Genomic DNA, 24705 nt, shown 5'->3' with positions numbered 1-24705 from the left:
ACGCCGGAGGGCGGGCATCCGAAGTCTCGGATGCCCGCCCTCCGGCGTTTTTCTAGTTCGCGGAGATCTGCCGCAGCACGTACTGCAGGATGCCGCCGTTGCGGTAGTAGTCGGCCTCGCCGGGCGTGTCGATGCGCAGCACGGCATCGAACGAGGTGACGGTGCCGTCCCCGGCGGTCGCCGTGACCTTCAGCGTCTTCGGCGTGGTGCCGTGGTTGAGCTCCGTCACGCCCTCGATCGCGAACGTCTCGGTGCCGGTCAGGCCCAGCGAGTCGGCGTTCTGGCCGGCCGGGAACTGCAGCGGCAGCACGCCCATGCCGATCAGGTTGGAGCGGTGGATGCGCTCGAAGCTCTCGGCGATGACGGCCTTGACGCCCAGCAGCGCGGTGCCCTTGGCCGCCCAATCCCGGGACGACCCGGACCCGTACTCCTTGCCGGCCAGGACGACCAGCGGGGTGCCGGCGCCCTGGTAGTTCTGCGACGCGTCGTACACGTACGCCTGCGGGCCGCCGGCCTGGGTGAAATCGCGGGTGAAGCCGCCCTCGACGTTGTCCAGGAGTTGGTTGCGGATGCGGATGTTCGCGAACGTGCCGCGGATCATGACCTCGTGGTTGCCGCGACGCGAGCCGTAGGAGTTGAAGTCCTTGCGGTCCACGCCGTTCGCGATCAGGTACTGGCCCGCGGGCGTGTCGGACTTGAACGAGCCGGCCGGGGAGATGTGGTCGGTGGTGACCGAATCGCCCAGCTTCAACAGCACCCGGGCGCCGGCGATGTCGGCGACCGGGTCCGGGGTGGCCTTCATGCCCTCGAAGTACGGGGGCTTGCGCACGTACGTGGACCCGGCGTCCCAGGCGAACGTGTCGCCGGCCGGCGTGTCCAGCGCCTTCCAGCGCTCGTCGCCGTCGAAGATCGTCGCGTAGGAGGAGACGAACATGTCCGAGTCGATCGAGGCGTCCATGACCTCCTGGACCTCGACCGGGTTCGGCCAGATGTCCGCCAGGAACACGTCGTTCCCGTCGGCGTCCGTGCCCAGCGCGTCGTTCTCGAAGTCGAAGTCCATGGTGCCGGCCAGGGCGTAGGCGATGACCAGCGGCGGGGACGCCAGGTAGTTCATCTTCACGTCCGGGTTGATGCGGCCCTCGAAGTTGCGGTTGCCGGACAGGACGGCCGTGACGGACAGGTCGTTGTCGGCGATCGCCTGGGAGATCTCGGCGTCCAGCGGGCCGGAGTTGCCGATGCAGGTGGTGCAGCCGTAGCCGACCGTGAAGAAGCCCAGCTTCTCCAGGTACGGGATCAGGCCCGACTTCTCGTAGTAGTCGGTGACGACCTTCGAGCCGGGGGCGACCGAGGTCTTGACCCACGGCTTGGACGCCAGGCCCTTGTTCACGGCGTTGCGGGCCAGCACGGCCGCGGCCAGCATGACCGACGGGTTGGACGTGTTGGTGCACGACGTGATCGAGGCGATGGACACGGCGCCGTGGTCGAGTTCGAACTCGGTGCCGGCCGCGGTCTTCACGTGCACGGGGTTGGAGACGCGGCCGTCGGCGCCCTCCGCCGCCGAGGCCACGTGGCGCTCGGTCTCATGCTGGTGGCTGCCCGGGTGCGTGAACGACGGCGCGTCGGAGGCCGGGAACGATTCCTCCAGCGACTCGTCGAGCGTGTTGCCCTCGGCGTTCACGTCCTCGGCCACATAGTTGAGCAGGTCCGAACGGAACTGGTTCTTGGCGTTGGTCAGCTCGATGCGGTCCTGCGGGCGCTTCGGGCCGGAGATCGAGGGCACCACGGTGGACAGGTCCAGCTCGAGGTACTCGGAGAACTTGATGTCAATGCTGGGGTCGTGCCACAGGCCCTGCTCCTTGGCGTACGCCTCGACGAGCGCAACCTGGTCGTCGTCGCGGCCGGTCAGGCGCAGGTAGTCCAGGGTCACATCGTCGATCGGGAACATGGCCGCCGTGGAGCCGAACTCCGGGCTCATGTTGCCGATGGTGGCGCGGTTGGCCAGCGGCACCTGGGCGACACCCTCACCGTAGAATTCGACGAACTTGCCGACAACGCCGTGCTTGCGCAGCTTCTCGGTGATGGTCAGCACGACGTCGGTGGCGGTGGCCCCGGCCGGGATGGCGCCGGTCAGCTTGAAGCCGACGACGCGCGGGATGAGCATGGACACGGGCTGGCCGAGCATGGCGGCCTCGGCCTCGATGCCGCCGACGCCCCAGCCGAGCACGCCCAGGCCGTTGACCATGGTGGTGTGCGAGTCGGTGCCGACGAGCGTGTCCGGGTAGGCGCGCAGCACGGGCCCGTTCTCCGTGTCCACGGTGCGCGTCATGACGGTGCGGGCCAGGTATTCGATGTTGACCTGGTGGACGATGCCCATGCCCGGGGGGACGACCTTGAAGTCCTCGAACGCACTCTGGCCCCAGCGCAGGAACTGGTAGCGTTCGCCGTTGCGCTGGTATTCGATCTCCATGTTGCGCTCGATCGCGTCGGCGTTGCCGAACACGTCGATCTGCACGGAGTGGTCGATGACCAGTTCGGCGGGGGCGAGCGGGTTCACGCGCTTCGGGTCGCCGCCGAGGTCCTTGACGGCCTCGCGCATGGTGGCCAGGTCGACGATGCAGGGCACGCCGGTGAAGTCCTGCATGATGACCCGGGCGGGGGTGAACTGGATCTCCGTGTCCGGCTCCGCGTCCGGGTTCCAGCCCGCCAGGGCGCGCACGTGGCCGGCGGTGATGTTGGCACCGTCTTCGGTGCGCAGCAGGTTCTCCAGCAGAACCTTGAGGCTGTACGGCAGGGCCTTGGCGCCCTCGACCGCGTCAAGCCGGAAAATCTCATAGTCGGTTCCGGCCACGTTCAGTACGCCCTTGGAACCAAAACTGTCCACATTTGTCATCGATGGACTCCTCTCGCCACAGTTTTCATCTTGCCACGCGACCGGTCCGATGCCAGTTAGGCAACCCTTACTCACGTCCGGAAATCGCGCCACGCCTTTTCAGCCACCTGTACAGCGCCTCGATTGCCGCACAGCCTGCGGCCACTACGCCCATCGTAACGGCAAACATTAGGCCTGACGGTAGTGCCAGGGCGAAGAAGTCGCGGGCGAAGGGGACCAGCATTATCAGTACCAGAGCCCCGGCCATGGCCGCCACGAGCAGAACCCGCCATGCGTCGAACGGGCGTGCCAAGGCGCCGAGCACCCACAGTGCCACGAGCAGCACCGTCATGGTCGTGGCCGTCGCCGCCTCGACCTCGGTGGCGCCCAGCCACCGGCCGATCCCGTACACGGCCATGATGCAGGCCGACAGAATGGTGCCGGCCGGGATCGCGAAGCCGAGCGTGCGGCGCAGGAAGCCGGGGTGGTAGCGGCGCCGGTTCGGCATGAGCGCCAGGAAGAACGCGGGCACGCCGATGGTCAATGAGCTGATGATGGACAGTTGGCGCGGCAGGAACGGGTAGCGCCAGGCCAGCAATCCGATCGCGATGGAGATGATGACGGCGTAGGCGGTCTTCGTCAGGAACAGGTTCGCCACACGCTCAACGTTGGCGATGACGCGCCGGCCCTCGGCCACGACGCCGGGCAGCCGGGAGAACTGCCCGTCGAGCAGCACCAGCCGCGACACCGCCTTCGTGGCCGCGGCGCCGGAGCCCATGGCGATGCCGATGTCCGCGTGCTTGAGCGCCAGCGCGTCGTTGACGCCGTCGCCGGTCATGGCCACGACATGCCCGCGCCGCTGCAGGGCCAGCACCATGGCCTTCTTCTGTTCCGGGGTGACCCGCCCGAACACCGTGTGCGCGTCCAGCACCTCGCCCAGGGCGTCCGGGTCCTCCGGCAGCTCCCGGGCGTCGAAACCGGCGCCGGTGACGCCGAGCCCGGAGGCCACGGCGGAAACCGTGACGGGGTTGTCGCCGGAGATGATCTTCAACGCCACGCCCTGGTCGCGGAAATACTGTAGGGTCGCGGCGGCATCGGCGCGGACCTTTTCGCGAAACGTCAGCAGGGCCACGGGCGCGACCGGCCCGCCGGGCGGTGTGTGGGCCAGCACGACGGCGCGCAGCCCGCCTTCCGCCGCCGAGGCGGCCCGGGCCAGTGCGGCGCCGTGGGTCGCATCGTGCACCCGGCCGTCCAGCACCACCTCGGGTGCGCCGAACACCCACTCACCCGCCAAGCTGCCGGCCGCGTCATCGAACCTGACGGCACTGAACTTGCGCGCGCTGCTGAACGGCACGCTGTCCGCGGGGTCGGCGGCCGGACGATCGGGGTAGCCGGGCAGCAGCGCGGCGGCGGTGGCGTTCGCGTTCGGATGCGACGCCAGCCAGCCGAGCACCTCCGCCCACCCGTCCACCGGCACGTCGGCCAGCATGGCGGTGCCGGCCAGTTCCATCCGGCCCTCGGTCAGGGTGCCGGTCTTGTCCAGGCACAGCATGTCCACACGGGCCAGGCCCTCGACGGCCGGGAGCTCCTGGACGAGGACCTGCCGCCGGGCGAGCGTCACGGCGGCCACGCCGAATGAGATGCTGGTCAGCAGCACCAGCCCCTCCGGGATCATGGCCACGATGGAGGCCACGGCGCTGATCACGGCCGCCCGCCACTGGCCGTCGGCCAGCGAGGCCCGCCAGCCGCCATGGGCGCGCATCTGGCCGTTGACGACGAGCAGGATGATCGGCACCAGCGCCCAGGTGATGTAGATGATGATGCGGTTGATGGAGTTGCGGATCTCGGAGTTGACCAACGAGAAGCGCCGCGCCTCGGCCGTCAGCGCGCTGGCGTACGAGTCGGGGCCGACCCGGTGCACGCGGGCCCGGCCCGACCCGGCCACCACGGCCGAACCGGAGAGCACCTCGTCCCCGGTGGCCTTGTCCACGGGGTCCGATTCGCCCGTGAGCAGCGACTCGTCCAGTTCCAGCGAGTCGCTGTGGAGCACCACCGCATCGGCGGGCACCTGGTCGCCGGTGCGCAGCACCAGCACGTCGTCGTACAGCACGTCCGCGACCGCGACGGGCGTCTCGGCGCCGTCGCGGACGACGACGGCGCGCGGCGCGTGCAGCACGGCCAGCCTGTCCAGCGTCCGCTTGGCCCGGTACTCCTGCACGACGCCGATGGCGGCGTTCGCCACGACGATGAACCCGAACAGTGCGTCGCGCGGGTCCCCGACCAGCAGGACAAGCACCAGGGCGGCGCCGAGCACGCCGTTGAACAAGGTGAAGATATTGGCCCGCATGATGGCCCAGACGCTGCGGCTGCTCTCATGCCGGACCTCGTTGGTCAGCTCCGCCTTCCGCCGCTCATGCACCTGCGCGGCCGTGAGCCCGGTGGCCGCCAACAGTGCCGCGTCGACGGGCCCCAGGCCCTCCCGCGCCTGGGCGAGGACGGCCCGCCGCTGGGTGTCGCGCCGCTCCGCCAGAACCGTTCCCTTGGGCTTGTTGCGGGTCAGGTCCCGTTGCACCTACGAGCCCCCGGGCACCAGCAGGCCGACGGTCTCGACGTGGTGGGTGTGCGGGTAGAGGTCGAACGCGCGCAGCGCCGCCAGTTCCCAGCCGGCCCGGCCGAAAAAGCCGACGTCCCGGGCGAACGACGCCGGGTCGCAGGACACGTACGCGATGGCGCGCGGGTCGGCGGCCACCAGCTGGCGCACCACGGCCTTGCCGGCCCCGGCACGTGGCGGGTCCAGGACGACCGCGTCAAACCGGCGCCGCTGCGCGCCCAGGACGCGCTCCACCCGGCCCTGGCGGATCTCCACCTGGGCGGCGGTGTGCAGGTTCTTGCGTGCGTCCCTGCTGGTGCCCGGGGAACCCTCGACGGACAGGACGGAGCCGGTCTCCCCCACGGCGTCGGCCAGCGGCGCCGTGAACAGGCCGGCCCCGGCGTACAGGTCCGCGACGCCGGATCCGGCGGCGAGGGCGGTGTCGGCCGGGCTGCCGGCCAGGAAGGACAGGGCGGCACCGACAAGCACCTCGGGGGCGCGGCGGTGGATCTGCCAGAATCCGGCGCCGGTGACGCGGAAGTCGTGCCCGAGCGCGGTCTCGGCCACCCAGCCGCGGCCGGCCAGCACGTCCACCGCGCCGGATTCGGGATCCCACCGGGCCACGGACGGCGGGGTTGCGTGCGAGGCCAGGGCGCGGGCGACGCGCTTGAGCGCCAGGCCCGCGGCCTTCTCGCCGAGCGCGGGGTCCGGAACCAGCAGCATGAGGGGGCGTGACCCGTTGGCGGGGGCGGCCACCTCGACGCGGACGACGCCGGTCAGGTCCACGTCCCACAGGGCCAGCTCGTTCACGGCCGGCACGGCCAGCGGCATCTCGCGCACCGGGAGCACCTCATGCGACCGGTGGGCGTGCATGCCGAGCCGGCCGCCGCCGGTGACGGCGAACGCGGCCCGGGTGCGCCAGCCCAGCCCGGCGCGTTGGCCGGCCGTGCCGTCCCCGTCGACGTCCTCGACGCCGTCGGCCATCGACGCCGTGAGGCGCGCCACCTCGGTGTCGTCGAGCCCGCCCAGGCGGGACAGCTGCTCCCTGACGACGGCCGCCTTGAGCCTGCGCTGCGCCGCGCGGCCCATGTGCCCGAACTCGGCCCCGCCCACCGGCGGGGCGCCGTGCGTGGCGGCCCGCAGCGCGTCCGCCGGGGCCCAGAAATGCGGGACCCGGTCGGCGGAGGGTTCGAGCACGGCCGTCACGTCCGCGCGCCAGAACTTGGCGTCGTCGTCGTGCTCGGTCAGGACGACCGTGACGCGTTCGCCCGGCAGCGCGTGGCGGACGAAGATGACACGTCCGTCGTGCCGGGCCACGCAGTGGCCGCCGTGCGCGATGGGCCCTACCGTGACGTCAAGATGGATGGGACGGGCGTTCATTTATGAAAGTTCCTGGTATTTCTGCGAGTCTTCGGACGATTTGAGCTGCCACGGCACGCTCGCGACCATGACGCCCGGTTCGAAGTGCAGCCGGGTCTTGATGCGCAGGGCCGTCTGGTTGTGCACCAGCTGCTCCCACCATTTGCCCACCACATACTCCGGAATGTAGACGACGATCAGGTCCCGCGGCGAATCGGCGCGCATGGCCTTGATGTGGTTCATGATGGGCATGAGTGTCTCGCGGTAGGGGCTGGCCAGCACGGTCAACGGGACGGGCATGTCCAGGCGGTCCCAGTCGGCGATGGTCTGCTCCGTCTCGACCGGGTCGAGGTCGACCGTGATGGCCTCCAGCGTGGACGGCCGGGACGCGCGGGCGAACGCGAGGGCGCGCAGCACGGGCTTGCGCACGTGCGAGACGAGGATGAGGGCGTGGATGCGGGCCGGCAGCGCGCGCGGGGCGGCATCGCCGTCGACCGCGAGCTCCTTGGCGACCTTCACATAGTGGGCGCGGATGCTCCACATGATCAGGAACAGCACCACCATGGCCAGCAGTGCGATCCACGCGCCCTGTTCGAACTTCGTGACCAGGACGATGATCAGCACGGTCAGCGTCATGAGGAAGCCGAGCGAGTTGATCACGCGCGAGCGGATCATGCGGAACTTCACGCCGCGTTCCTTGACGGTGCGCAGCAGCGACGTCCAGTGCCGGATCATGCCCAGCTGGCTGGCCGTGAAGGAGATGAACACGCCCACGATGTACAGCTGGATCAGCTTTGTCACGTCGGCGTTGAACGCGATGATCAGCACCAGCGCGCCGGCCGCCAGGGCGAGCACGCCGTTGCTGAACGCGAGCCGGTCGCCGCGGGTGCGCAGCTGGCGCGGCAGGTAGCCGTCCTGGGCCAGGATGGAGGCCAGCACCGGGAACCCGTTGAACGCCGTGTTGGACGCGAACACGAGGATGACCCCGGTGGCGGCGACGATGATGAAGAACGGGACCGACCCGGCCCCGAACACGGTGGCCGCGATCTGGCTGATCGTGGGGTTCTGCACGTAGTCGGCCGGAAGCGGGTGCCCGTTCACGCGGAATTCGCCGGCCGGGTCGGCGGCCATGTGCACGCCGGTGGCGTTGGCCAGGTACAGGATGCCGGCCATCATGCAGGCGGCCAGCACGCCGAGCATGAGCAGTGTGGTGGCGGCGTTCTTGCTCTTGGGCTTGCGGAAGTTCGGCACACCGTTGCTGATGGCCTCGACACCCGTCAGGGCGGCCGCGCCGGAGGAGAACGCGCGCAGCAGCAGGAAGCCGCCGGCCAGGCCCACCAGGCCCTGGTCGAAGCCCGGGGCGGGAACGATCTGGAAATCGGCCGACGCCGCACGGCCCAGATTGCCGGAGACGGCCTGGAACAGGCCCACCGCCGTCATGCCCAGAATGCAGACCATGAAGATGTAGGTGGGGACGGCGAAGACGCTGCCGGCCTCCCGGATGCCACGCAGGTTCACGAGCGCCAGGACGACGACGCCGACGACGGCGATGAGCGCCTGGGTGCCGTGCATGCCCGGCACCGCCGTGGCCAGGTAGTTCGCGGCGGAGGACATCGACACGGCCACCGTGAGCACATAGTCGACGAGCAGCGCGGAGGCGACCGTCAGCCCCGCGAAGCGGCCCAGGTTCGTGGTCGCGATCTCGTAGTCGCCGCCGCCGGACGGGTAGGCGTGCACGTTCTGCCGGTACGAGGCGACGACGGTGATCAGCACCACGATGACGGCCGCGCCCACCCAAGGGGCGACGGTCACGGCGGCCACGCCGGCCAGGGCGAGCGTCAACAGGATCTCGTCCGGCGCGTACGCCACCGAGGACAACGCGTCCGAGGCGAAAATGGGCAGCGCGATGCGCTTGGGCAGCAGTGTATGCGCCAGTTTGTCGCTGCGGAACGGCCGGCCGACCAGCACTCGCTTGAACGCGTTGAAAAAATTCAGCACGCGGGTAACGGTAGTCGGTCCCCGGGGTAAAGTCATGACGGACAACTTTCAAGGAGACTCTTTCGTGGCACACTTCGTGATCATGGGCTGCGGCCGCGTGGGCGCCACCCTCGCACACACGCTCGAGGATGCCGGGCACTCGGTCGCCATCATCGACCAGGAGGAGCGGGCGTTCCGCCGGCTCCGCACCGGCTTCGGCGGGCGCAAGGTCACGGGCGTCGGGTTTGACCGCGAAACGCTCAAGCAGGCCGACATCGAGGAGGCGTACGCGTTCGCGGCCGTCTCCAGCGGCGACAACTCCAACATCCTGGCCACGCGCGTGGCCCGCGAGACGTTCCATGTGGAGCATGTGGTGGCCCGCATCTACGACCCGGGCCGTGCCGAGATCTACCAGCGCCTGGGCATCCCCACCGTCGCGGCCGTGCGCTGGAGCGCCGACCAGGTGCTGCGCCGCATCCTGCCCGAGGCGACCCTCAGCAGCGACTTCCGCGAACCCTCCGGCCGGCTCATCCTCACCGAGGTGGACCTGCACCCGGACTGGATCGGACGCCACATCAGCGACATCGAACGGGCCGCCAAGTGCCGTGTCGCATACCTGACCCGGTTCGGCGAGGGCATGCTGCCGGCCGCGGACACCAGCTACCAGCAGGGCGACTCCGTGCACGTCATGCTGCGCGTGAGCGACAACGACGAGGTCACGCATCTGCTGGCCGCCGCCCCGAAGAAGGAGTACTAAGTGCTGGTCGTCATTGCCGGCGCCGGCAGCGTCGGGTGCTCGATCGCCCGCGAGCTGCTCGCCCATGGGCACGAGATCCTGCTCATCGACCCCAAGCCCGAGGTGATCGGCCGCAGCGGGCTGCGCGGCGCCCGCTGGCTGGTGGGCGATGCGTGCGAGATCAGCACGCTGAAGGAGGCCAGGCTGGAGGAGGCCGACGTCGTCGTCTCCGCCTCCGGCGACGACAAGGTCAACCTGGTCGTGTCGCTGCTGGCCAAGACCGAGTTCGGCGTGGGACGCACCGTGGGACGGGTCAACAATCCGAAGAACGACTGGATGTTCGACGACTCCTGGGGTGTGGACGTGGCCGTCAACACGCCGCAGCTGATGACGGCGCTCGTCGAGGAGGCCGTGGAGATCGGCGACCTGGTGCGGCTGCTGACGCTGCAGACCGGCGTCACCAGCCTGGTCGAGTTCACCGTCCCGGCCGAATCCCACGTCATCGGCGCGACCGTCGGCTCGGTCGACTGGCCGCAGGACGTCACGCTCGTGGCCATCCTGCGCGACGAGGCGCCCATCACCCCGACCACGGACGACGTCATGGAGAACGGCGACGAACTGTTCTTCATCACGACCATCGCGGCCGAGGACGAACTGCGCAAGCTGCTCTCGCCGCACAAGCACTAGAACGCGCACCGACGGGACCACCTGTAGGCTGATCCCACATCAACCCTGGGGGTCCCATGCTTCGTCGCGTCACCGGTCTTGCCGTCGTCCTTGCCCTGCTCCTGGCCGGCACGGCCTGCGCCCCGAAGGATGACGGCACGTCCACCGCCCGGGCGCTGGCCGAGGCGCTGGGCGCCCACACCGTCGGCTCCGTCCAGTTCGACACGCCGGCCGCGGACGTCCAGAAGCGGCTCACCGCGCTGTTCGACGGCGTCGACCCCGTCTGGCCGAAGGTGGCCCTGGGCGGTGTCGAGAAGGTGGACGACACCCACGTGCGTGCCACGCTCGACTACACGTGGACGGTGCCGCGGGTCAAGACGCCGTGGCAGTACAAGGCGAACGCCGACCTCACCCGCGCCGGCGACGGCTGGACCGTCCACTGGTCCGCCGCGATCGTCCAGCCGCGCCTGGCCGAGGGCGAACGGCTCGAGGTCAGGACCGTCGACGGCAAGCGGGCGGACATCCTGGCCGGCGATGGGGCGCCGATCGTGACGGACCGGCCCGTCCGGGTGGTGGGCATCAACAAGCAGGGGCTCTCGGACGCGGAGGCCCGGGCCTCCGCGACGGCGCTGGCCGCCGTCGTCGGCGTTGATCCGGCCGCCTTCGCGGCCAGGGTGTTGGCGTATGGCCCCGTCGCATTCGTCGACGCCGTCACGCTGCGCCAGGACGCGTTCGATGCGCTGGACCAGGAACAGCTGAAGTCCATCAAGGGCTTCCTGGCCGTGCCGGGCCAGCTGCCGCTGGCCCCCACCCGCACCTTCGCCTCGGCCGTGCTCGGGTCGGTCCGCGAGGCCACCGCCGAGGACATCAAGAAGTCCAAGGGCGCCGTCACCGCCGGCCAAACCGTTGGCGCGTCGGGCCTGCAGGCGGCCTTCGACGCCCGGCTGGCCGGCAGCCCGGGCGTCAGCATCCTGGCCGTCGCGGCCAAGCAACCGGCCGACGGGGGCACGCCGGAAAGCCACGAACTGTTCTCCACCACCCCGGTGGACGGCACGGCCGTGAAGACCACGCTGGTCCCGGCACTTCAGGAGGCCGCCGAGAAGGCGCTGGCCGGCGTCAAGTCGCCCAGCGCCATCGTGGCCGTCCGCCCCTCCACGGGTGCCATCCTCGCGGCCGCCAACGGGCCGGACAGCGATGGCTACAACACGGCGTTCCTGGGCCGGTACACGCCCGGATCCACCTTCAAGATGGCCACCTCGCTGGGGCTGTTCCGCACCGGCCTGACGCCCACGTCCACGGTGCAGTGCGACCCGTCGTATGTGGCCGACGGCAAGAAGTTCCAGAACGCGACCGGCTATGACCCGGCCGTGCTCGGGAAAATCACGCTGACCACGGCGATCGCGCACTCCTGCAACACGGCGTTCGTCTCCGAGTTCGGGAAGCTGTCCCAGCCGCGGTTGGCGGACGCCGCCGGCGCACTGGGCATCGGCATGACGAACGACCTTGGCCTGGACGCGTTCACCGGCGCCCTCCCGCGCGACGACACCGGCACGGCGCATGCGGCGTCGATGATCGGCCAGGGCAAGGTGCTGGTGTCCCCGCTGGCCATGGCCACCATGATGGCGACGATCGTGAAGGGCCAGGTGGTCGTCCCACGGTTGGTCGACGGGCACGACGGCGCCGCGAAGCCGGCCGCGGGCGCGACGCTCACCGCCCCGGAGGCGGCGGGCCTGCGCACCATGATGCGAGCCGTGGTGACCGACGGCTACCTGACCGACCTGCTGGGACTGCCCGGCGGGGACGTGATCGGCAAGACCGGCACGGCCGAGTACGGCACCGACAACCCGCCGCGCACGCATTCCTGGGTCATCGCCGCGCAGGGTGATACGGCCATCGCCGTGTTCGTCGAGGACGGCGACCTGGGGGCGATCACGGGCGGCCCGCTGGCCCAGGCCGTGCTGCAGGCGGCGGCCGGGGGCTAGGCAAGGTTCTAGGCAAGCGGCAGCCGGACGCAGAAGGTGGCGCCGGCGTCGTCCGTCGCCGCCGGCTCGACCGACAGCCGCGCGCCCAGCCGGGATGCCAGCCGGGCCGCGATCGACAACCCCAGTCCACTTCCCACCGGTCGTTGCCCGGCGTAGCGCCGGTACAGGACGCCGCGCTCGAACGCGACCGCGGCGTCCTCGGCGGTGAGCCCGGGTCCGCTGTCGCGCACGTCAAGGGCAACCATGTCCCGTCCCCCGGCCCCCGCATGTTCCAGCCGCGCGGCCAGCACCAGCGGCCCGCCGGGCGGACTCACGCGCAGCGCGTTGCCCACCAGCCCGTCCACGATCTGCCGCAGCCGCGCCCCATCCGTGACCACCACCACCGGCTCCCCCTCGTCCTGCCCCAGCTCCAGCCGCAGCTCCAACAGCACGCCGGCCTGGGCGGCGCCGCCCCGCCATGCGGCCTCGACTTGGCCCATCAGGGCGGCCACGTCGACGGGTTCCTCCGCCAGCGCGAAGTCGTCGGCCTCCAGTCGCGCCAACTCCAGCAGGTCCCGGACAAACCCGTCCAGCCGGTCCGTCTGTGCCGCCAGCGTCCGCCCGACGTCGGCCATGTCACGCGCCGGGACGAGCCCGTCCACCATGGCCTCCGCATATCCGCGCATCGCCGTCAGCGGCGTGCGGATCTCGTGCGAAATGGACAGCAGGAATTCACGTTGCCGCGCCTCGCTGGCCACGAGCGCGTGGTCCAGCGTGTTGACGGCCTCGCCGACCTCGCGCACCTCCGTGACGCCGGCCGGCGCCAGCTCCACGGCACGCTCACCGGCCGCCATCCGGCGTGCGGCCGCCGCCGTGCGCACCAGGGGCCTGGCCAGCCGGCGGGCCAGCAGGGTGCCGGCCAGGCCCGCAATCACCAGGCCCAGGGCAAGCGCCAACAGGGTGCGCTGGAATTCCTGGGCGGACGCGGCGTTCACGTCCTTGATCGACCGCGTGAGCACGATGCCGCCGCCACGGTTCAGGGGTCGCGCCTCCACCAGCAGCTGGACGCCGGCGCGGTTGACGGTCTGCGACACCGTCGCGCCGGAGAGCACGCGCGCCACCTCTCCGGCACCAAGGACCTGGCCGGCAGGGCCGGTGACGGTGCCGTCGGCCGCGATGACGGAGAGTGCGTAGTAGTCGGAGCCAAGCACGTGCCGCACCCGCAGGTCCAGGGCCTGCGAGGCGGCGGGGGCCGCGGCGAAGGCATCCGCCGCCCTCGCCAGCTGGGAGCGGGCCTGGCCCACCGCCGCGGCGCGGATCAGCGGGAACGCCGCCAGCCCGGTGACCAGCACGGCCAGGATCGCGACGACGGCGGTCACCACCGTGATCCCGCCGGCCAGCGAACGCAGCCAGGCCCTCACCGCGGCCCCCACTCCCCGGGCCGGCCGGCGGCACCGGGACCGTGGCCGGCGGTGTAGCCGACACCGCGCACCGTGCGGATCGGGCTGTCCCCGCCCAGTTTGGCGCGCAGCGCGGCGACGTGCACGTCAACGGTCCGTCCGGCGGTGTAGCTGGCCTGCCCCCACACCGAGGCCAGCAATTGCTGCCGGGTGAACACCCGCCCGGGGCTGGCCAGCAGGAAGGCCAGCACGTCGAACTCCTTCGCGGTCAGTTCGACGGCCGATCCGTCCACGGTGACGGTGCGGCGGGCCTCGTCCAGTGCGACGGCGCCGCTGCGCAGGACCTCGCGCGTGGCCGGCCCGGCCGTGCGCCGGAGCACGGCCTTGAGGCGGGTGACCAGTTCACGCGGGGAAAACGGCTTCGTCAGGTAGTCATCGGCGCCCAGTTCCAGCCCCAGGAGCATGTCCACCTCCTCGTCGCGCGCGGTGACGAAGATGATCGGGGTCCAGTCATCCCGGGCGCGCAGCCGCCGGCACACCTCGATCCCGTCGATGCCCGGCAGGCCGACGTCGAGCACGATGGCGGTGGGCCGCAGCGCCTGGACCTGCTCGAGCCCCGCCTCGCCCGTGGCCTCGACGTGCACGCCGTAGCCCGCGCGGCCGAGGTAGAGCCGCTCCACGTCGGCGATCGCCTGTTCGTCCTCCACGACCAGGACCAGCCCCGTCGCGGGGTGGGGGTCCGGTCCGTTCGATTGCCTCATGCCTCCATTGAACGCCCTGTCACCGGCACGGCGCCGGACGCCGGCCAGACTTTACCGTCCCCTAACATTGGCTGAACACCGGGCGCATCCCGCCCGGCCACAATGGACGTGAGGCCGGCCAGGACGGGCCGTCCGGGAGACATCGAGGAGAACAAGCCATGAACACCACCCCCACCAACCCCGCCCCGCGCAAGCGCTGGGTCACCCGCATCGTGGCCACGGCCGGCGGCGCCGCACTGGTTGGGGGCGCCGTGTTCGGCGTGACGGCCGCCTCGGCCGCGAGCCCGAACCCGGCGCCGTCCGCCGGCTCGTCACCGGCGTCCACCGCCCCGGCCCATCGGCACGGCCGTGCCCACTTCGCCGGGACGCTGCGCAGCGAGCTGCGCATTGACATCCGTGCCACGTCCGGTTTCGGCGACAGGGCCCACGAGGTCGCGTACGTGCTGATCCACCACCCGAAGGCGTTCGCCAAGCTGCCGGCGGCCCTGCAATCGGATCTGAAGTCGCTGGAGGCGGCCGCCCTGGCCGATCGGGACGCCGATGCCACGAAGATCAAGGACACGGCGCTGGGTGGCGGCTACGGCGCGACGATCCAGGCGGAGGCCAAGGCCATCGCGGCGCGGGCGGCCGCGGCACCCGCAGGGTCGTAGCCGCAGTCCCGCTTGCTAGTCCCGCTTGATCGGGCGGCTGAGAAGCCAGGCCACCCACAGCCCGAACGCGTACAGCGGAACGCCCATGAGCAGGCGCATGGCGCCGAGCGCGTCGACGGCGTCGGCCAGGTACAACGGCAGCTGCACGAGCAGGCGGGCGGCCATGACGCCGACCAGGATCCAGGTCGCCACGCGGTAGGCGCGCAGCCGCTGCGGAACCTTGCGCCACCGCACGCCCTCGTTGCGGGCGTAGCCGAACAGCAGTCCGAGCACGGGCCACTTCACGAGGATGGAGACGACGAGCGCGGCGATGTAGGCCGCGTTCGTCACGAATCCCCACACGTAGTAGTCGGTCGCCTTGCCGGTCTTCATGGCCAGGAACGCGGAGATGAGGACGCCGACGATGCCGGCCAGCGACTGCGTGAGCGGGGTGCGCTGGACCAGCCGGGCGGCGACGAACACGACGGCCACGGCGACGGAGCCCGCCAGCGCCCAGGCCAGCTCGCGGGTGATGGTGAAGGCGACCAGGAACACCAGCCCCGGCAGGACGCTCTCGGCGATGCCGCGCACGCCCCCGGCGGCGGCCAGCAGGTCGATCTGGCCGTCGCCCTTGCGCACCAGCGCGGACTTCGCGGCCATGCCCTCGGCCAGCCCGGCGAACGGGCCCGGCTCCGGACCTCCGGCGTCCGGGGCGCCGGTCTCGCGGGAATCAGTCACTTAGCCCTCCTGGGTGCCGATGATTTCGTAGCGCGGGTTGAAGATGGTGGGCAGCCCGTCGCGCGGGGCCACCATGCCCTCCAGGCGCAGCCGGGTCCCGGCGAAGATGCCGGGCACGCGGCGCCGGCCCAGCCACACCAGCCGCACCCGGTGGACGGCCCCGCCGGGGGCGGGTGCGGCGTCATAGTCGGAGACGATGGCGGTGAACGCCGGTTTTTCGGCCGCCGGCAGGATCGTGACGGCGTCGATGACACCGGCGCAAACGACGCGGCCGCGCACGGGCAGCTCGCTGATGGGGCTGGCCGCCGGCCAGGTCCCCTGTTGCAATGCCATGGCTAGCCGATCTGGGTGATTTCCGGCCCGCGCCGGAACGGTTGGCCGCCCTGCGCCGGGACGGCGTGGTCGCCGGCGACGTTGCCGGACGGGTCGGCGGCGTCGCGCGGGATGCGCAGCACCAGCAGGTCGCGCGGGGGCAGCGGCGTCTCACCGCGCACGACGACGACGCCGCGGTACAGGTCCTCCAGGGCGGCCGCGGCGTCCCGGTCCGTGGCGGCGTCCCCACCGAAGACGCCGCGCAGGAACCAGCGGGGCCCGTCGACGCCGATGAAGCGGGCCACGCGGTAGCCGTGGCTGCCGTCGGCAGCCTGCGCGGGCAGCTTGGCCAGCACCTCCTTGCCGAACGTGCCGTCCAGGATCTCGATCTCGCCACCCTGGGAGCCGACGGACAGGCCGATCTGTTCGCGGATGTCCCGCCACAGGCCCTCGGAGCGCGGCGCCGCGAACGCCTGCAGCTGCAGGCTGGAACCGTTCAGGTCCAAGGTGACGGCGATGACCCGGTTGGTGCTCTCCTCGACCTCGAGGCGCAGCTGCAGGCCCTCGCGTGGCGTGATGAGCAGGGCGCCCAGGTCGACGTAGCCGTCGTGGCTGCGGATCTCGTCGGCGTCGAGCGGGCCGTGCACGCCACGCTCGTAGGCGGTGTCGGCCGGGCTCGGCGGCAATGCCCGCAGGCCGGGCCCGCCCGCCTGTGCGGCGTCGTCGTCCGTCGTTTCCGGCACCGCGGCAGCCGTGACGTCGTCAACTGCGGCGGGGGCATCGTCGTCGTACTTCTTCTTGCCGAACCCAAAAACCATGGGGGACTTTTCTCCTTGTGTGCGCGCTGCGCGGTCAGTTTCCGCCGGTGGAGCCGAACCCGCCCGTGCCGCGCACGGAGTCGGGCAGCTCGGCGACGGTGACGAACGCGGCCCGCTCGACCCGCTGGATCACCAGTTGTGCAATTCTATCGCCCCGGGACAGGGAGATGCTGTGATGCTTGTCCGTATTCAGCAAGGTGACGGAGATTTCGCCGCGGTACCCGGCATCGACCGTGCCGGGGGCGTTGACGACCGTCAGCCCATGTTTCGTGGCCAGTCCGGAGCGTGGATGGACCAGTGCGACGAACCCGTCCGGCAGGGCGATGGCCACCCCGGTCGGCACGAGGGCGCGTTCGCCGGGGGCCAGGTGCACGTCGATGCGGGTGCGCAGGTCGGCGCCGGCGTCGCCGGGATGGGCGTAGCTGGGCGGCGGCAGCTGGTCGTCGAGCATGACCAGCTGGATTTCAAGGCTCGGGGAGGTATTCGTCACGCGTTCACTCTAGCGGCCGCGCAGGTGGGCCCCGGAATGCGGCCAAGGTGAATTCGTGGCCGAAAGGTGAAAACATGGTCCCATGTCTTCCGAGCCGGCCGTCAACGCCACCCCCGATTCAGGGGCCACTCCCGATTCCACGGTCCTCTACCTGGAGAAGCTGTGGCCGACGCCGGGGATCTGGCTCATCGTGCTCGGGCTCTCGGCCGCCGGCATCCTGATGTTCATCCCGATCAGCACGTTCGCCGGGTACGCGGCCGCCGTGATCATGCTGGTCATCCAGGTCGTGGCCCTGCTCTGGTCGACGCCGACCATCAAGGTCACGCGGGAGTCGCTGCAGGTGGGCAGGGCCCACATTGAGCGCTCCTTCGTCGGCGACGTCACCGCCTACCGGGACGCCGAGGCCATGGCCCAGCGCGGTCCGCGGCTGAACGGGCTGGCGTTCCTGTGCCTGCGCGGCTGGATCCAGCACGTGGTGCGGATCGAGATCACCGATCCGGCCGATCCCACCCCCTACTGGCTGGCCTCGTCGCGGCGTCCGGAGCAACTCGCCAAGGCGCTGCGTTCCTAGCCCTCGCAGTCCTTGCAGTAGGACAGCCCGTCCTTCGTGCGCGCGATCTGCGTGCGATGCCGGATCATGAAGCAGGAGGCGCAGGTGAATTCGTCCGCCTGCGCCGGCAGCACCTCGACCTGCAGTTCCTCCGCGGGCACGTCCCCGCCGGGCAACAGGTAGCCGTCGGCGGCGTCGCTCTCCTCCAGGTCGATGACTGCCGCGGACTGCTGGCTGGATCGGCTCTGCGTCAGGACGTTGATGACGCCCGCCGCGGTCTCGTCGTCCTTCGCCCGCGGCTCGTCGTAGTCAGTGGCCATGTGTGTCACGCTCCCAATCGCGTTGTTCTTCTCCGGATGCCGGTTTGGTTGCCAACACCCTAAGCGTGTCAAGGCCAAATCGGGACCAGTTATGCCCGTGTTCGCATTGGGCGTAACCACCGGACCATTTCACGCCACGCCCACCGGGTTAGTAGGTAAACCGGGTACATGATGGCAAAGTTCTTCAGTGGTACGGGTTTGATTTGGGAGGACTACATGGCGGATTTGCGGCTGGTCGGCGTCCACGACGATGGCGAGCACCTGCTCCTCAGTGGACCCGGCGGCGAGATCTTCACCCTCCCCATCGACGAGGCGCTGCGCGTGGCCGCCACGCGCACACCGCACCGGCTGCCGTCCCGGGACGCCGCCCCGGCCGGCACCCGCCTGTCCCCGCGCGAGATCCAGGCGCAGATCCGCGCCGGTGCCAGCGCCGACGAGGTGGCCCAGCTCTCCGGCCTGCCGATCGAGCAGGTGCGGCGCTACGAGGGCCCGGTGCTGGCCGAACGAGACCACATCGCCCGGCTGGCGCGCGGCATCGTGGTCGCCACCGCCGTGCCCAACCATGACGGGTATCGGTCGGCATTCGGCGACAACCCGGCCACGCTCGAGGAGATGGTCTCCCACCGCCTCCTCGCGTTCGGCGTCGACAGGTCCACGCTGGCCTGGGACGCGTGGCGGCGCAGCGACGGGACCTGGACGGTCACGGCCGATTTCAACCCGGGCACGGCCGGCGCGGCCAGCAGCATCGGCGAGCCGGCCCCGGCGCAGTGGACGTTCCACGCGGGGCGCAAGTCGCTGCTCAACGCGAACCGCTGGGCCCAGCAGTTGAGCGAACTGGAACCCGTCGACGGCCCCGTGCCTGCCCGGCGGCTCAGTGCCGTCTCCGACCGGCCCTTTGACTTTGAAACGGACGTGGCCGACGACGAACCCGGCTCCGGCGTGGACGGTCCCGACGCCGTGCCGGCGGATGAGCCGGATGACTACCCGGGCGACGGCCTGTTGAACATGCTCCGCTCCCGCCGTGGCCAGCGTCTGGGACTGGACGAGGACGCCGACGACGAGCTGGCCTCGATGCTCGGGGCGCATGTGCCGGCGGCGCACCCGCGCGACGACGCACCCGGCGGCGACGCCGGGGATGCCCCCGACGCGGAGGCCGGCATCCTGGTCGATCCGCGGACCCATGCCCGGGTCCTGCCGCTGCTGTCGCTGGCCCCGTCGCTGCCCCAGGACGAGGCGGACAGCATCGCCTTGCACCACGTGGACACGAACACGCGGGAGATCACGCTCTCCGGCGAACCGGCCGACCGTCGCGGCAAGGGCTTCGCCGCCGTGAATTCCTCCGCGGCGGGGGCCGCCGGGGAGGAACCCATGCCCAGCGACAGCGAGGTCACGGCCCGGTTCGAACGCAAGGCCTCGGCCAAGCCCAAACGCTCCAGCGTGCCGAGCTGGGACGAGATCGTGTTCGGCACGAAGGGCGACTGAGCGCCGGTCCGCCCCGGCGCCGCGTCAGCCGCCGATGCACCGGCGCATACACTGGAACCACCACGTCGAACGCGGGAGAGGACAACACATGACACGGAGCAAGTTGCGCTGGAAGGACCTGAGCCCCGCCGCGCGCGGTCGCATCGTTCTCTTCGGCCTCCTCCAGGTGTCGCTGCAGGTCGCCGCGCTGCGCGACCTGGCCAAACGCCCGGCCGACCAGGTCAGGGGGCCCAAGGTCGCGTGGGTGGCGGCATCCTTCATCAACTTCGCCGGCCCCGTCGCGTACTTCGCCAAGGGCCGCCGGCGCGCCTGACTGGCGGCTAGCGCCTTTTCCGGCCCTTGGGCGTGTTGACCACCGGGATGCGCAGCAGCGGCACCTCGCGCTCGGCCTTCGTGATCGAGCCGTGCTGGCCGACCACCTTCATGGGGTCGGTGCCCGTGCGGCGGGTGTCGTAGAACGCGATGGGTTCGCGGGCCATGACCAGCACGTCGCCGATCCGCCCGGCCACGGCGTCGCGCACGTCGCCGAAGTAGCCGGCCCGGACGGCCTCCTCCCGGGTCACGATCCACGCCCGCGTGCCGTACCGCCGCCGCCAGGCCGCGACCAGCGCCGCCCGGTGGGCGGTCGTCGCGTCCGGTTCCAGGTACAGATGGACCATGCGCGGCTCCCCCGCCGTGTGCCGTACGCCGGCCACCAGCTCCGGTTCGGCCGAGTAGTCGATGCGCGCCGACTCGGGCACGTCGACCATGCCGTGGTCGGCGGTGAGCAGGATCAGCGTGTCCGGCGGGACGGAGGCGGCCAGCCGCTTGAGCGACGCATCCAGTTCCTCCAGCTCGTAGTCCCACCGGTCCGAGTCGATGCCGTACCCGTGCCCGGCCTTGTCCAGCTCGCTCCAGTAGAAGTACATGAGCATGCGCTCGTGCGCGGCCAGCGACCCGGCGGCCGCCTCGGTGCGTGCGTGCACGGTGCCGGCGCCGATGAACTCGCTGCCACGCAGCGCCGCCGCCGTCATGGGCGAGGTCGCGAACTTCGGCAGGCTGACCGTGGCCGTGGCGACCTGCCCGTCCAGCCGTTCGAACACGGTGGGGAACGGCTGCCAGGCGAGCGGGTCGACGCCCGGGTCCCATTGGCCCAGCAGGTTCACGACCTTGTCCTGGGCGGGGTCGACGACGTCGTAGCCCACCATGCCGTGTTGGCCGGGCACGACGCCGGTGCCCAGGCTGGTCAGCGACGTCACCGTGGTCGTGGGGAACGCGGCCTGTAGCATGCGCGGGTGGCCGGCGCCGTCGTCGTCGTTCATGACACCGCGCAGGAACGGCGCGTGCGCGGCACGCTTCTTCAGCATCGCCTTGCCGAGTCCGTCCACGAGCACGACGCAGACGCGCCGCGCCGCGGGCAGCGCCAGGGTGTTCGTGAACCCGGGCGCGCCCAGGGCGGCCGCCGAACTGGTCAGGACCTCGGCGATCGAGCCGGTGCCGTACGCGGGGGCCGCGGGCAGCGGCTCGACGTGCGCGGGAGACATCAGCGGCGGTGGTGCCCGCGGCCCGCGCGCTGGCCCAGCGCCGGGAAGCGCAGCGAGGCCCCGGCATGCCCGGTGCCGGCCGTGACGTTCGCGCTGACCGCGCGCAGCGCGCGGGCGAACGCCTTGGCGTCCTGGACGGCCTGCAGGCCGTCCGCCTCCGCGCTGATCCGCAGCCCGATGTCCTCCAGCGCGACCGTGCCGGTGTAGCCGTGGTCGGCCTCGCAGGCCGGATCGGCGCAGTCGGCCGGCACGACGTCGAGACGCTGGCTGCCGGACCAGGCGATGGCAAGGGTGAGTTCGCGCACGGGGTCCGACGGCTTGTAGTCCTGCGGCTGCGAGTAGGTGCAGCTGAGCACGACCGACCGGATCTGGCTGACCGGCACTGACTCGGTGGACACCTGCGCCATGACCTGCTCGCCGGCATCGTCGAGCTGCTGGTCGTCGACGTGCGTGACGACCAGCATGTCGTCGGTGAGCACCAGCACGGTGATGTGGCGGTGCACCTCATTGCGGTCGAAGTGGGTTTCCAGGTGCACCAGGTGGGACAGGCAGTCGCGCCCGTCCAGGGCGTCGTTGACGACGTCGGAGACGAGCAACGGGTAGAACCCGGCCCGTTGCAGGGAGGCTTCCAGGTCGCGTCCCGCGGTCTCGGAGGTGGCGGGGGGTCCGAAGCTGTTCATGCCTTCCAGTCTCCCACCTCGGGCGGGCCCGGGGCGAACCGGCCGTTCTGCGCAACATTCGCACGCGCACGATGCGCAGCGGGGCCGGCTGCGCAGGTTACGACCCCGCAACCTGCGCAGAACGGTCAGGAGCGCAAGGTGCGCCGGGCGCTGTCGGTCCGGTGCGCGGCGTTGCCGATCCGCACGTCGGCGGCCAGCACGCTGACCCCCTGCGGGCTGAGAAGGATCGGGTTGAACTCGACCAGGACGATCTCCGGGTGCTCGTCCTTCATGAACGCGACCCTCGCCACCAGGTCCTCCAGCGCGGCCACATCCCCGGCCGGCAGGCCCTCGTACCCGAACAGTTTCACGGCCGCGCGCGGCGAACGCACCAGCTCGGCCGTGTCGCGGCTGGACAGCGGCGGCACCCGGTGCGCCCAGTCGTCGAGCAGGTTCACCGCGTCCCCGGCCAGCCCGAACGACACGACGGGCCCCAGCAGCGGGTCCTCGATGGCCCGCAGGGTGCAGGACTGGCCCACGTCGGCCATGGACTGCACCTCGAGCGCGAACCGGCCGTACGGGGCCAGCAGCTTGCGCATCTGGGCGATGTTGCGTCGCAACGATTGGGCGTCCTCGATGTTCAGCCGCACCCCGCCCAGGTCCAGCCGGTGCCGCAACGCCGTGTCCAGCGTCTTGATGGCCACGGGCCAGCCGAGCCGTTCGGCCGCGGCGACAGCCTCGTCGTCGGTCACGAACGGCACGGATTCCAGCACGCCGATGCCGTAGCAGCCGAGCACCGAGGCGCCCTCCGCGGCCGTCAGCCGCCGCAGCCCGGACCCGGACACGCCGGCCAGCAACCCCGACACGACGGCATGGGCACGGTCCGCATCGATGCCGGACGGCGGGTCGAAGTCCGGCGTCTCCTCACTTCGCCAGCGGGCGTAGCGGGCCACGGCGGCGAGCGCCGAGACGGCCGTGCCGGGGCTGGAGAACGACGGCACGCCGCCGAACTGCCTGTCCACGAGGATCCGGGGGTCGACGATGCCGGTGAACGCCGCGATGACGGGCTTGCCGGCGGTATCGGCGCACTCGCCGAGGACGGCGGCGATGGCGTCAACGGTCAGGCCGGGCGACGGCAGCAGCGTCACGACGGCCGAATGCACGTCGTCACTCCCAAGCGACGCCAGCAGGGTGCGGCGCAGGACGGGCAGTGCCACGGACTGGCCGGTGTCCAGGGCGAGGTCGGCCACCAGGCGGCCAAGCGTCAGCCCGGAGGATTCCACGGCGTCGGCGACGACGCGCCCGAGCGCCAGCGAGTTGGCGAGCACGGCGACGCCGGGGCCGGCCGGCAGCCGCTGGTGTTCGACAAGCTGGGCCACATCGGCCAGCTGTTCGACGGTCTTGACGTGGATGACGCCGGCCTGGCGCAGCATGGCGTCCACGGCGCCGGGCGGGGCCTCGGTGGTGCGCACCTCGTGCCCGGGCGGCAGGCGCAGCCCCATGGAATCGGATTTCGCCACAATGACCGGTTTGCTGCGGGCCAGCCGGCGGGAGATGCGGGAGAACTTCCGTGGATTGCCGAAGGACTCCAGGTACAGCCCGCACGCCGTCGTGGCGGGGTCGTCCTCCCAGTACTGCATGAGGTCGTTGCCGGACACGTCGGCCCGGTTCCCGGCCGAGAGCGCGGTGGAGACGCCGATGCTGCGCCGGGCCAGGGCGGCGTGCAGGGACGCTCCGATGGCGGCGGACTGGCTGAACACGCCCAGCCCGCCCGCGAGGGGCAGCTCCGGCGCCATGGACGCGTTCAGGGACACCGCCGCGGCGGTGTTGGCCAGGCCCAGCGACGCCGGGCCGATGACGCGCATGCCGTTGGCCCGTGCCCCGCGCACCAGCCGGCGTTGCCGCTCAAGCCCGCGGTCGCCGTCGTCCGCGAAACCGGCCGTGGCGATCAACACACCCTTCACGCCGGCGGCCCCGCACTGGTCCACGACGGCCGGCACCCGCTCGTACGGCACGGCGATGACGGCCAGGTCGACGGGCCCGGGCACCTCGGCGATGCTGCCGTACGGGATCATCCCGGCCACCTCCAGGGCCTCGTCGTTGACGGCGTACGCGGTGCCGGTGAAGCGGCCCTCGATGACGTGTTCCAGCAGCTGCTGGCCGATGCTGCCCCAGTCGCGGCTGGCGCCGATGACGGCGACCGCGGCCGGGGCCACCAGGCCGGCGATGCTGCGGGCCTCGGCGCGGTGTTCCCGTGCCTCCATGACGGCCCGGGACTTCTCCGTGGGGTCGATGTCGAAGCCGAGGGAGACGACGCCGTCGTCGAAGTGGCGGTGCACCTCATAGCCGGCGTCGGAGAAGACCTGGAGCATCTTGCGGTTCTCCGGCAGTACCTCGGCGGTGAACTTGGAGATGCCGTTCTCCCGGGCGGCGGCGGCCAAGTGCTCGAGCAGGATGGAGCCGAGCCCGCGGCCCTGGTGGGCGTCGGCGATGTTGAACGCGACTTCTGCCGTGTCAGGGGCCTGGCCGGGGTTGTCGAGCCGGTCGTACCGGCCCACGCCGATAATCTCCGCGCCGTGGATGATGGCGAATCCGACCCGGTCCCGGTAGTCCATGTGCGTGAAGCGGCGCAGTTCCGTCTCGGTCAGCTTCGACTTGTACGTGAAGAAACGCAGGTAGACGGAGTCCTGCGACTGGGCCATGTGGAAGGCCTGCAGCGCCGCGGCGTCGGCGGGGGTGAGCGGGCGCAGGTGGGCGGTGCCCCCGTCCCGCAGGACGACGTCGGCTTCCCAATGGGCCGGATATGCGGCCTCGGCGCGCGGCTTCACCATAGACTTACTGTACCGATCCGTCGGTTCGGTCCCA

Annotated in this window: 21 protein-coding genes; 7 read left to right on the top strand and 14 right to left on the bottom strand. The window is 71.1% G+C overall.

Annotated features, from left to right (window positions below; genetic code table 11):
• Nucleotides 1-52 precede the first annotated feature (52 nt).
• The 4 genes from EJC77_RS06910 to EJC77_RS06895 form a co-directional block, all read right to left on the bottom strand.
• On the bottom strand, nucleotides 53-2890 hold the full coding sequence (locus EJC77_RS06910) for an aconitate hydratase (protein WP_125610971.1): 2838 nt from the start codon (nucleotides 2888-2890) through the stop codon (nucleotides 53-55).
• A 67-nt stretch (nucleotides 2891-2957) separates the two neighbouring features.
• Nucleotides 2958-5441, bottom strand: a complete 2484-nt coding sequence (locus EJC77_RS06905) for a cation-translocating P-type ATPase (RefSeq protein WP_240629877.1) — start codon at nucleotides 5439-5441, stop codon at nucleotides 2958-2960.
• Nucleotides 5442-6839: a class I SAM-dependent RNA methyltransferase gene (locus EJC77_RS06900; protein WP_125610969.1), complete on the bottom strand. Its 1398-nt coding sequence runs from the start codon at nucleotides 6837-6839 to the stop codon at nucleotides 5442-5444.
• Entirely contained in the window at nucleotides 6840-8852 is a 2013-nt protein-coding gene (locus EJC77_RS06895; RefSeq protein WP_125610967.1) for an APC family permease, read from the bottom strand.
• Nucleotides 8853-8880: 28 nt separating this feature from the next.
• Between EJC77_RS06895 and EJC77_RS06890 the strand changes: the two genes are divergently transcribed.
• Genes EJC77_RS06890 through EJC77_RS06880 form a run of 3 tightly spaced genes read left to right on the top strand, consistent with a single transcriptional unit; the run spans nucleotide 8881 to nucleotide 12179 of the window.
• Nucleotides 8881-9552, top strand: a complete 672-nt coding sequence (locus EJC77_RS06890; protein WP_125610965.1) for a potassium channel family protein — start codon at nucleotides 8881-8883, stop codon at nucleotides 9550-9552.
• On the top strand, nucleotides 9553-10218 hold the full coding sequence (locus EJC77_RS06885; RefSeq protein WP_125610963.1) for a potassium channel family protein: 666 nt from the start codon (nucleotides 9553-9555) through the stop codon (nucleotides 10216-10218).
• Nucleotides 10219-10274: 56 nt separating this feature from the next.
• Entirely contained in the window at nucleotides 10275-12179 is a 1905-nt protein-coding gene (locus EJC77_RS06880) for a penicillin-binding transpeptidase domain-containing protein (protein WP_125610961.1), read from the top strand.
• Nucleotides 12180-12187: 8 nt separating this feature from the next.
• On the opposite strand, the gene EJC77_RS06875 is transcribed toward EJC77_RS06880, so the two are convergent.
• Together EJC77_RS06875 and EJC77_RS06870 are read right to left on the bottom strand one after the other, a co-directional pair.
• Nucleotides 12188-13579 (bottom strand): sensor histidine kinase, encoded by a 1392-nt coding sequence (locus EJC77_RS06875; protein ID WP_164520336.1) that lies wholly within the window; start codon nucleotides 13577-13579, stop codon nucleotides 12188-12190.
• Nucleotides 13576-14319: a response regulator transcription factor gene (locus EJC77_RS06870; RefSeq protein WP_125610957.1), complete on the bottom strand. Its 744-nt coding sequence runs from the start codon at nucleotides 14317-14319 to the stop codon at nucleotides 13576-13578. Before EJC77_RS06870 ends, EJC77_RS06875 begins: the two co-directional genes overlap by 4 nt.
• Nucleotides 14320-14477: 158 nt before the next feature.
• Between EJC77_RS06870 and EJC77_RS06865 the strand changes: the two genes are divergently transcribed.
• Nucleotides 14478-14969, top strand: a complete 492-nt coding sequence (locus tag EJC77_RS06865) for a hypothetical protein (RefSeq protein WP_125610955.1) — start codon at nucleotides 14478-14480, stop codon at nucleotides 14967-14969.
• A 15-nt stretch (nucleotides 14970-14984) separates the two neighbouring features.
• Here EJC77_RS06865 and EJC77_RS06860 read toward each other — a convergent pair whose 3' ends face one another.
• The 4 genes from EJC77_RS06860 to dut all read right to left on the bottom strand — a co-directional run bounded on the left by EJC77_RS06860 (nucleotide 14985) and on the right by dut (nucleotide 17306).
• Nucleotides 14985-15608 (bottom strand): DUF3159 domain-containing protein, encoded by a 624-nt coding sequence (locus EJC77_RS06860; protein ID WP_125610995.1) that lies wholly within the window; start codon nucleotides 15606-15608, stop codon nucleotides 14985-14987.
• Nucleotides 15609-15686: 78 nt separating this feature from the next.
• Complete coding sequence (locus EJC77_RS06855; RefSeq protein ID WP_125610953.1) at nucleotides 15687-16019, bottom strand: single stranded DNA-binding domain-containing protein; 333 nt, start codon at nucleotides 16017-16019, stop codon at nucleotides 15687-15689.
• Nucleotides 16020-16021: 2 nt separating this feature from the next.
• Nucleotides 16022-16816, bottom strand: a complete 795-nt coding sequence (locus tag EJC77_RS06850) for a DUF3710 domain-containing protein (protein WP_125610951.1) — start codon at nucleotides 16814-16816, stop codon at nucleotides 16022-16024.
• A gap of 34 nt (nucleotides 16817-16850) precedes the next feature.
• Nucleotides 16851-17306 carry a dUTP diphosphatase gene (gene dut, locus EJC77_RS06845; protein ID WP_240629873.1) on the bottom strand — a complete coding sequence of 152 codons (456 nt, stop codon included), beginning with the start codon at nucleotides 17304-17306 and terminating at the stop codon, nucleotides 16851-16853.
• A gap of 82 nt (nucleotides 17307-17388) precedes the next feature.
• On the opposite strand from dut, the gene EJC77_RS06840 reads away from it, so the two are divergent.
• Complete coding sequence (locus EJC77_RS06840; RefSeq protein ID WP_125610949.1) at nucleotides 17389-17877, top strand: DUF3093 domain-containing protein; 489 nt, start codon at nucleotides 17389-17391, stop codon at nucleotides 17875-17877.
• Here EJC77_RS06840 and EJC77_RS06835 read toward each other — a convergent pair.
• Complete coding sequence (locus EJC77_RS06835) at nucleotides 17874-18176, bottom strand: DUF4193 domain-containing protein (protein ID WP_125610947.1); 303 nt, start codon at nucleotides 18174-18176, stop codon at nucleotides 17874-17876. The genes EJC77_RS06840 and EJC77_RS06835 overlap by 4 nt on opposite strands.
• A gap of 216 nt (nucleotides 18177-18392) precedes the next feature.
• On the opposite strand from EJC77_RS06835, the gene sepH reads away from it, so the two are divergent.
• Both sepH and EJC77_RS06825 read left to right on the top strand, forming a co-directional pair.
• Nucleotides 18393-19658, top strand: coding sequence for a septation protein SepH (gene sepH, locus EJC77_RS06830; RefSeq protein ID WP_125610945.1), 1266 nt, complete (start codon nucleotides 18393-18395; stop codon nucleotides 19656-19658).
• An 88-nt stretch (nucleotides 19659-19746) separates the two neighbouring features.
• The gene (locus EJC77_RS06825; protein ID WP_125610943.1) at nucleotides 19747-19971 is read left to right on the top strand and encodes a PLDc N-terminal domain-containing protein; all 225 of its coding nucleotides are present in this window, start codon (nucleotides 19747-19749) and stop codon (nucleotides 19969-19971) included.
• 7 nt (nucleotides 19972-19978) lie between these two features.
• Here EJC77_RS06825 and EJC77_RS06820 read toward each other — a convergent pair whose 3' ends face one another.
• From EJC77_RS06820 to EJC77_RS06810, 3 genes are all read right to left on the bottom strand, one after another.
• Entirely contained in the window at nucleotides 19979-21181 is a 1203-nt protein-coding gene (locus EJC77_RS06820; RefSeq protein ID WP_125610941.1) for an alkaline phosphatase family protein, read from the bottom strand.
• Entirely contained in the window at nucleotides 21181-21861 is a 681-nt protein-coding gene (locus tag EJC77_RS06815) for a DUF5998 family protein (protein WP_125610939.1), read from the bottom strand. Before EJC77_RS06815 ends, EJC77_RS06820 begins: the two co-directional genes overlap by 1 nt.
• A gap of 125 nt (nucleotides 21862-21986) precedes the next feature.
• Nucleotides 21987-24671 carry a bifunctional acetate--CoA ligase family protein/GNAT family N-acetyltransferase gene (locus EJC77_RS06810; RefSeq protein ID WP_125610937.1) on the bottom strand — a complete coding sequence of 895 codons (2685 nt, stop codon included), beginning with the start codon at nucleotides 24669-24671 and terminating at the stop codon, nucleotides 21987-21989.
• Nucleotides 24672-24705 lie beyond the last annotated feature (34 nt).

Source organism: Specibacter cremeus (assembly GCF_003946885.1).
In the GTDB taxonomy this organism is placed as follows: Bacteria; Actinomycetota; Actinomycetes; order Actinomycetales; family Micrococcaceae; genus Specibacter; species Specibacter cremeus.
Note: the sequence above shows the minus strand (reverse complement) of the source record. Positions and strands in the feature narration are given on the sequence as shown.

Bases quoted from the DNA above. Each gene is read 5' to 3' on its own strand.
- EJC77_RS06910 (WP_125610971.1), bottom strand. From the start codon at position 2,890: ATGACAAATGTGGACAGTTTTGGTTCCAAGGGCGTACTGAACGTGGCC.
- EJC77_RS06900 (WP_125610969.1), bottom strand. From the start codon at position 6,839: ATGAACGCCCGTCCCATCCATCTTGACGTCACGGTAGGGCCCATCGCG.
- EJC77_RS06895 (WP_125610967.1), bottom strand. From the start codon at position 8,852: ATGACTTTACCCCGGGGACCGACTACCGTTACCCGCGTGCTGAATTTT.
- EJC77_RS06880 (WP_125610961.1), top strand. From the start codon at position 10,275: ATGCTTCGTCGCGTCACCGGTCTTGCCGTCGTCCTTGCCCTGCTCCTG.
- EJC77_RS06870 (WP_125610957.1), bottom strand. From the start codon at position 14,319: ATGAGGCAATCGAACGGACCGGACCCCCACCCCGCGACGGGGCTGGTC.
- EJC77_RS06865 (WP_125610955.1), top strand. From the start codon at position 14,478: ATGAACACCACCCCCACCAACCCCGCCCCGCGCAAGCGCTGGGTCACC.
- EJC77_RS06860 (WP_125610995.1), bottom strand. From the start codon at position 15,608: ATGGCCGCGAAGTCCGCGCTGGTGCGCAAGGGCGACGGCCAGATCGAC.
- EJC77_RS06855 (WP_125610953.1), bottom strand. From the start codon at position 16,019: ATGGCATTGCAACAGGGGACCTGGCCGGCGGCCAGCCCCATCAGCGAG.
- EJC77_RS06850 (WP_125610951.1), bottom strand. From the start codon at position 16,816: ATGGTTTTTGGGTTCGGCAAGAAGAAGTACGACGACGATGCCCCCGCC.
- EJC77_RS06840 (WP_125610949.1), top strand. From the start codon at position 17,389: ATGTCTTCCGAGCCGGCCGTCAACGCCACCCCCGATTCAGGGGCCACT.
- EJC77_RS06835 (WP_125610947.1), bottom strand. From the start codon at position 18,176: ATGGCCACTGACTACGACGAGCCGCGGGCGAAGGACGACGAGACCGCG.
- sepH (WP_125610945.1), top strand. From the start codon at position 18,393: ATGGCGGATTTGCGGCTGGTCGGCGTCCACGACGATGGCGAGCACCTG.
- EJC77_RS06825 (WP_125610943.1), top strand. From the start codon at position 19,747: ATGACACGGAGCAAGTTGCGCTGGAAGGACCTGAGCCCCGCCGCGCGC.
- EJC77_RS06820 (WP_125610941.1), bottom strand. From the start codon at position 21,181: ATGTCTCCCGCGCACGTCGAGCCGCTGCCCGCGGCCCCCGCGTACGGC.
- EJC77_RS06815 (WP_125610939.1), bottom strand. From the start codon at position 21,861: ATGAACAGCTTCGGACCCCCCGCCACCTCCGAGACCGCGGGACGCGAC.
- EJC77_RS06810 (WP_125610937.1), bottom strand. From the start codon at position 24,671: ATGGTGAAGCCGCGCGCCGAGGCCGCATATCCGGCCCATTGGGAAGCC.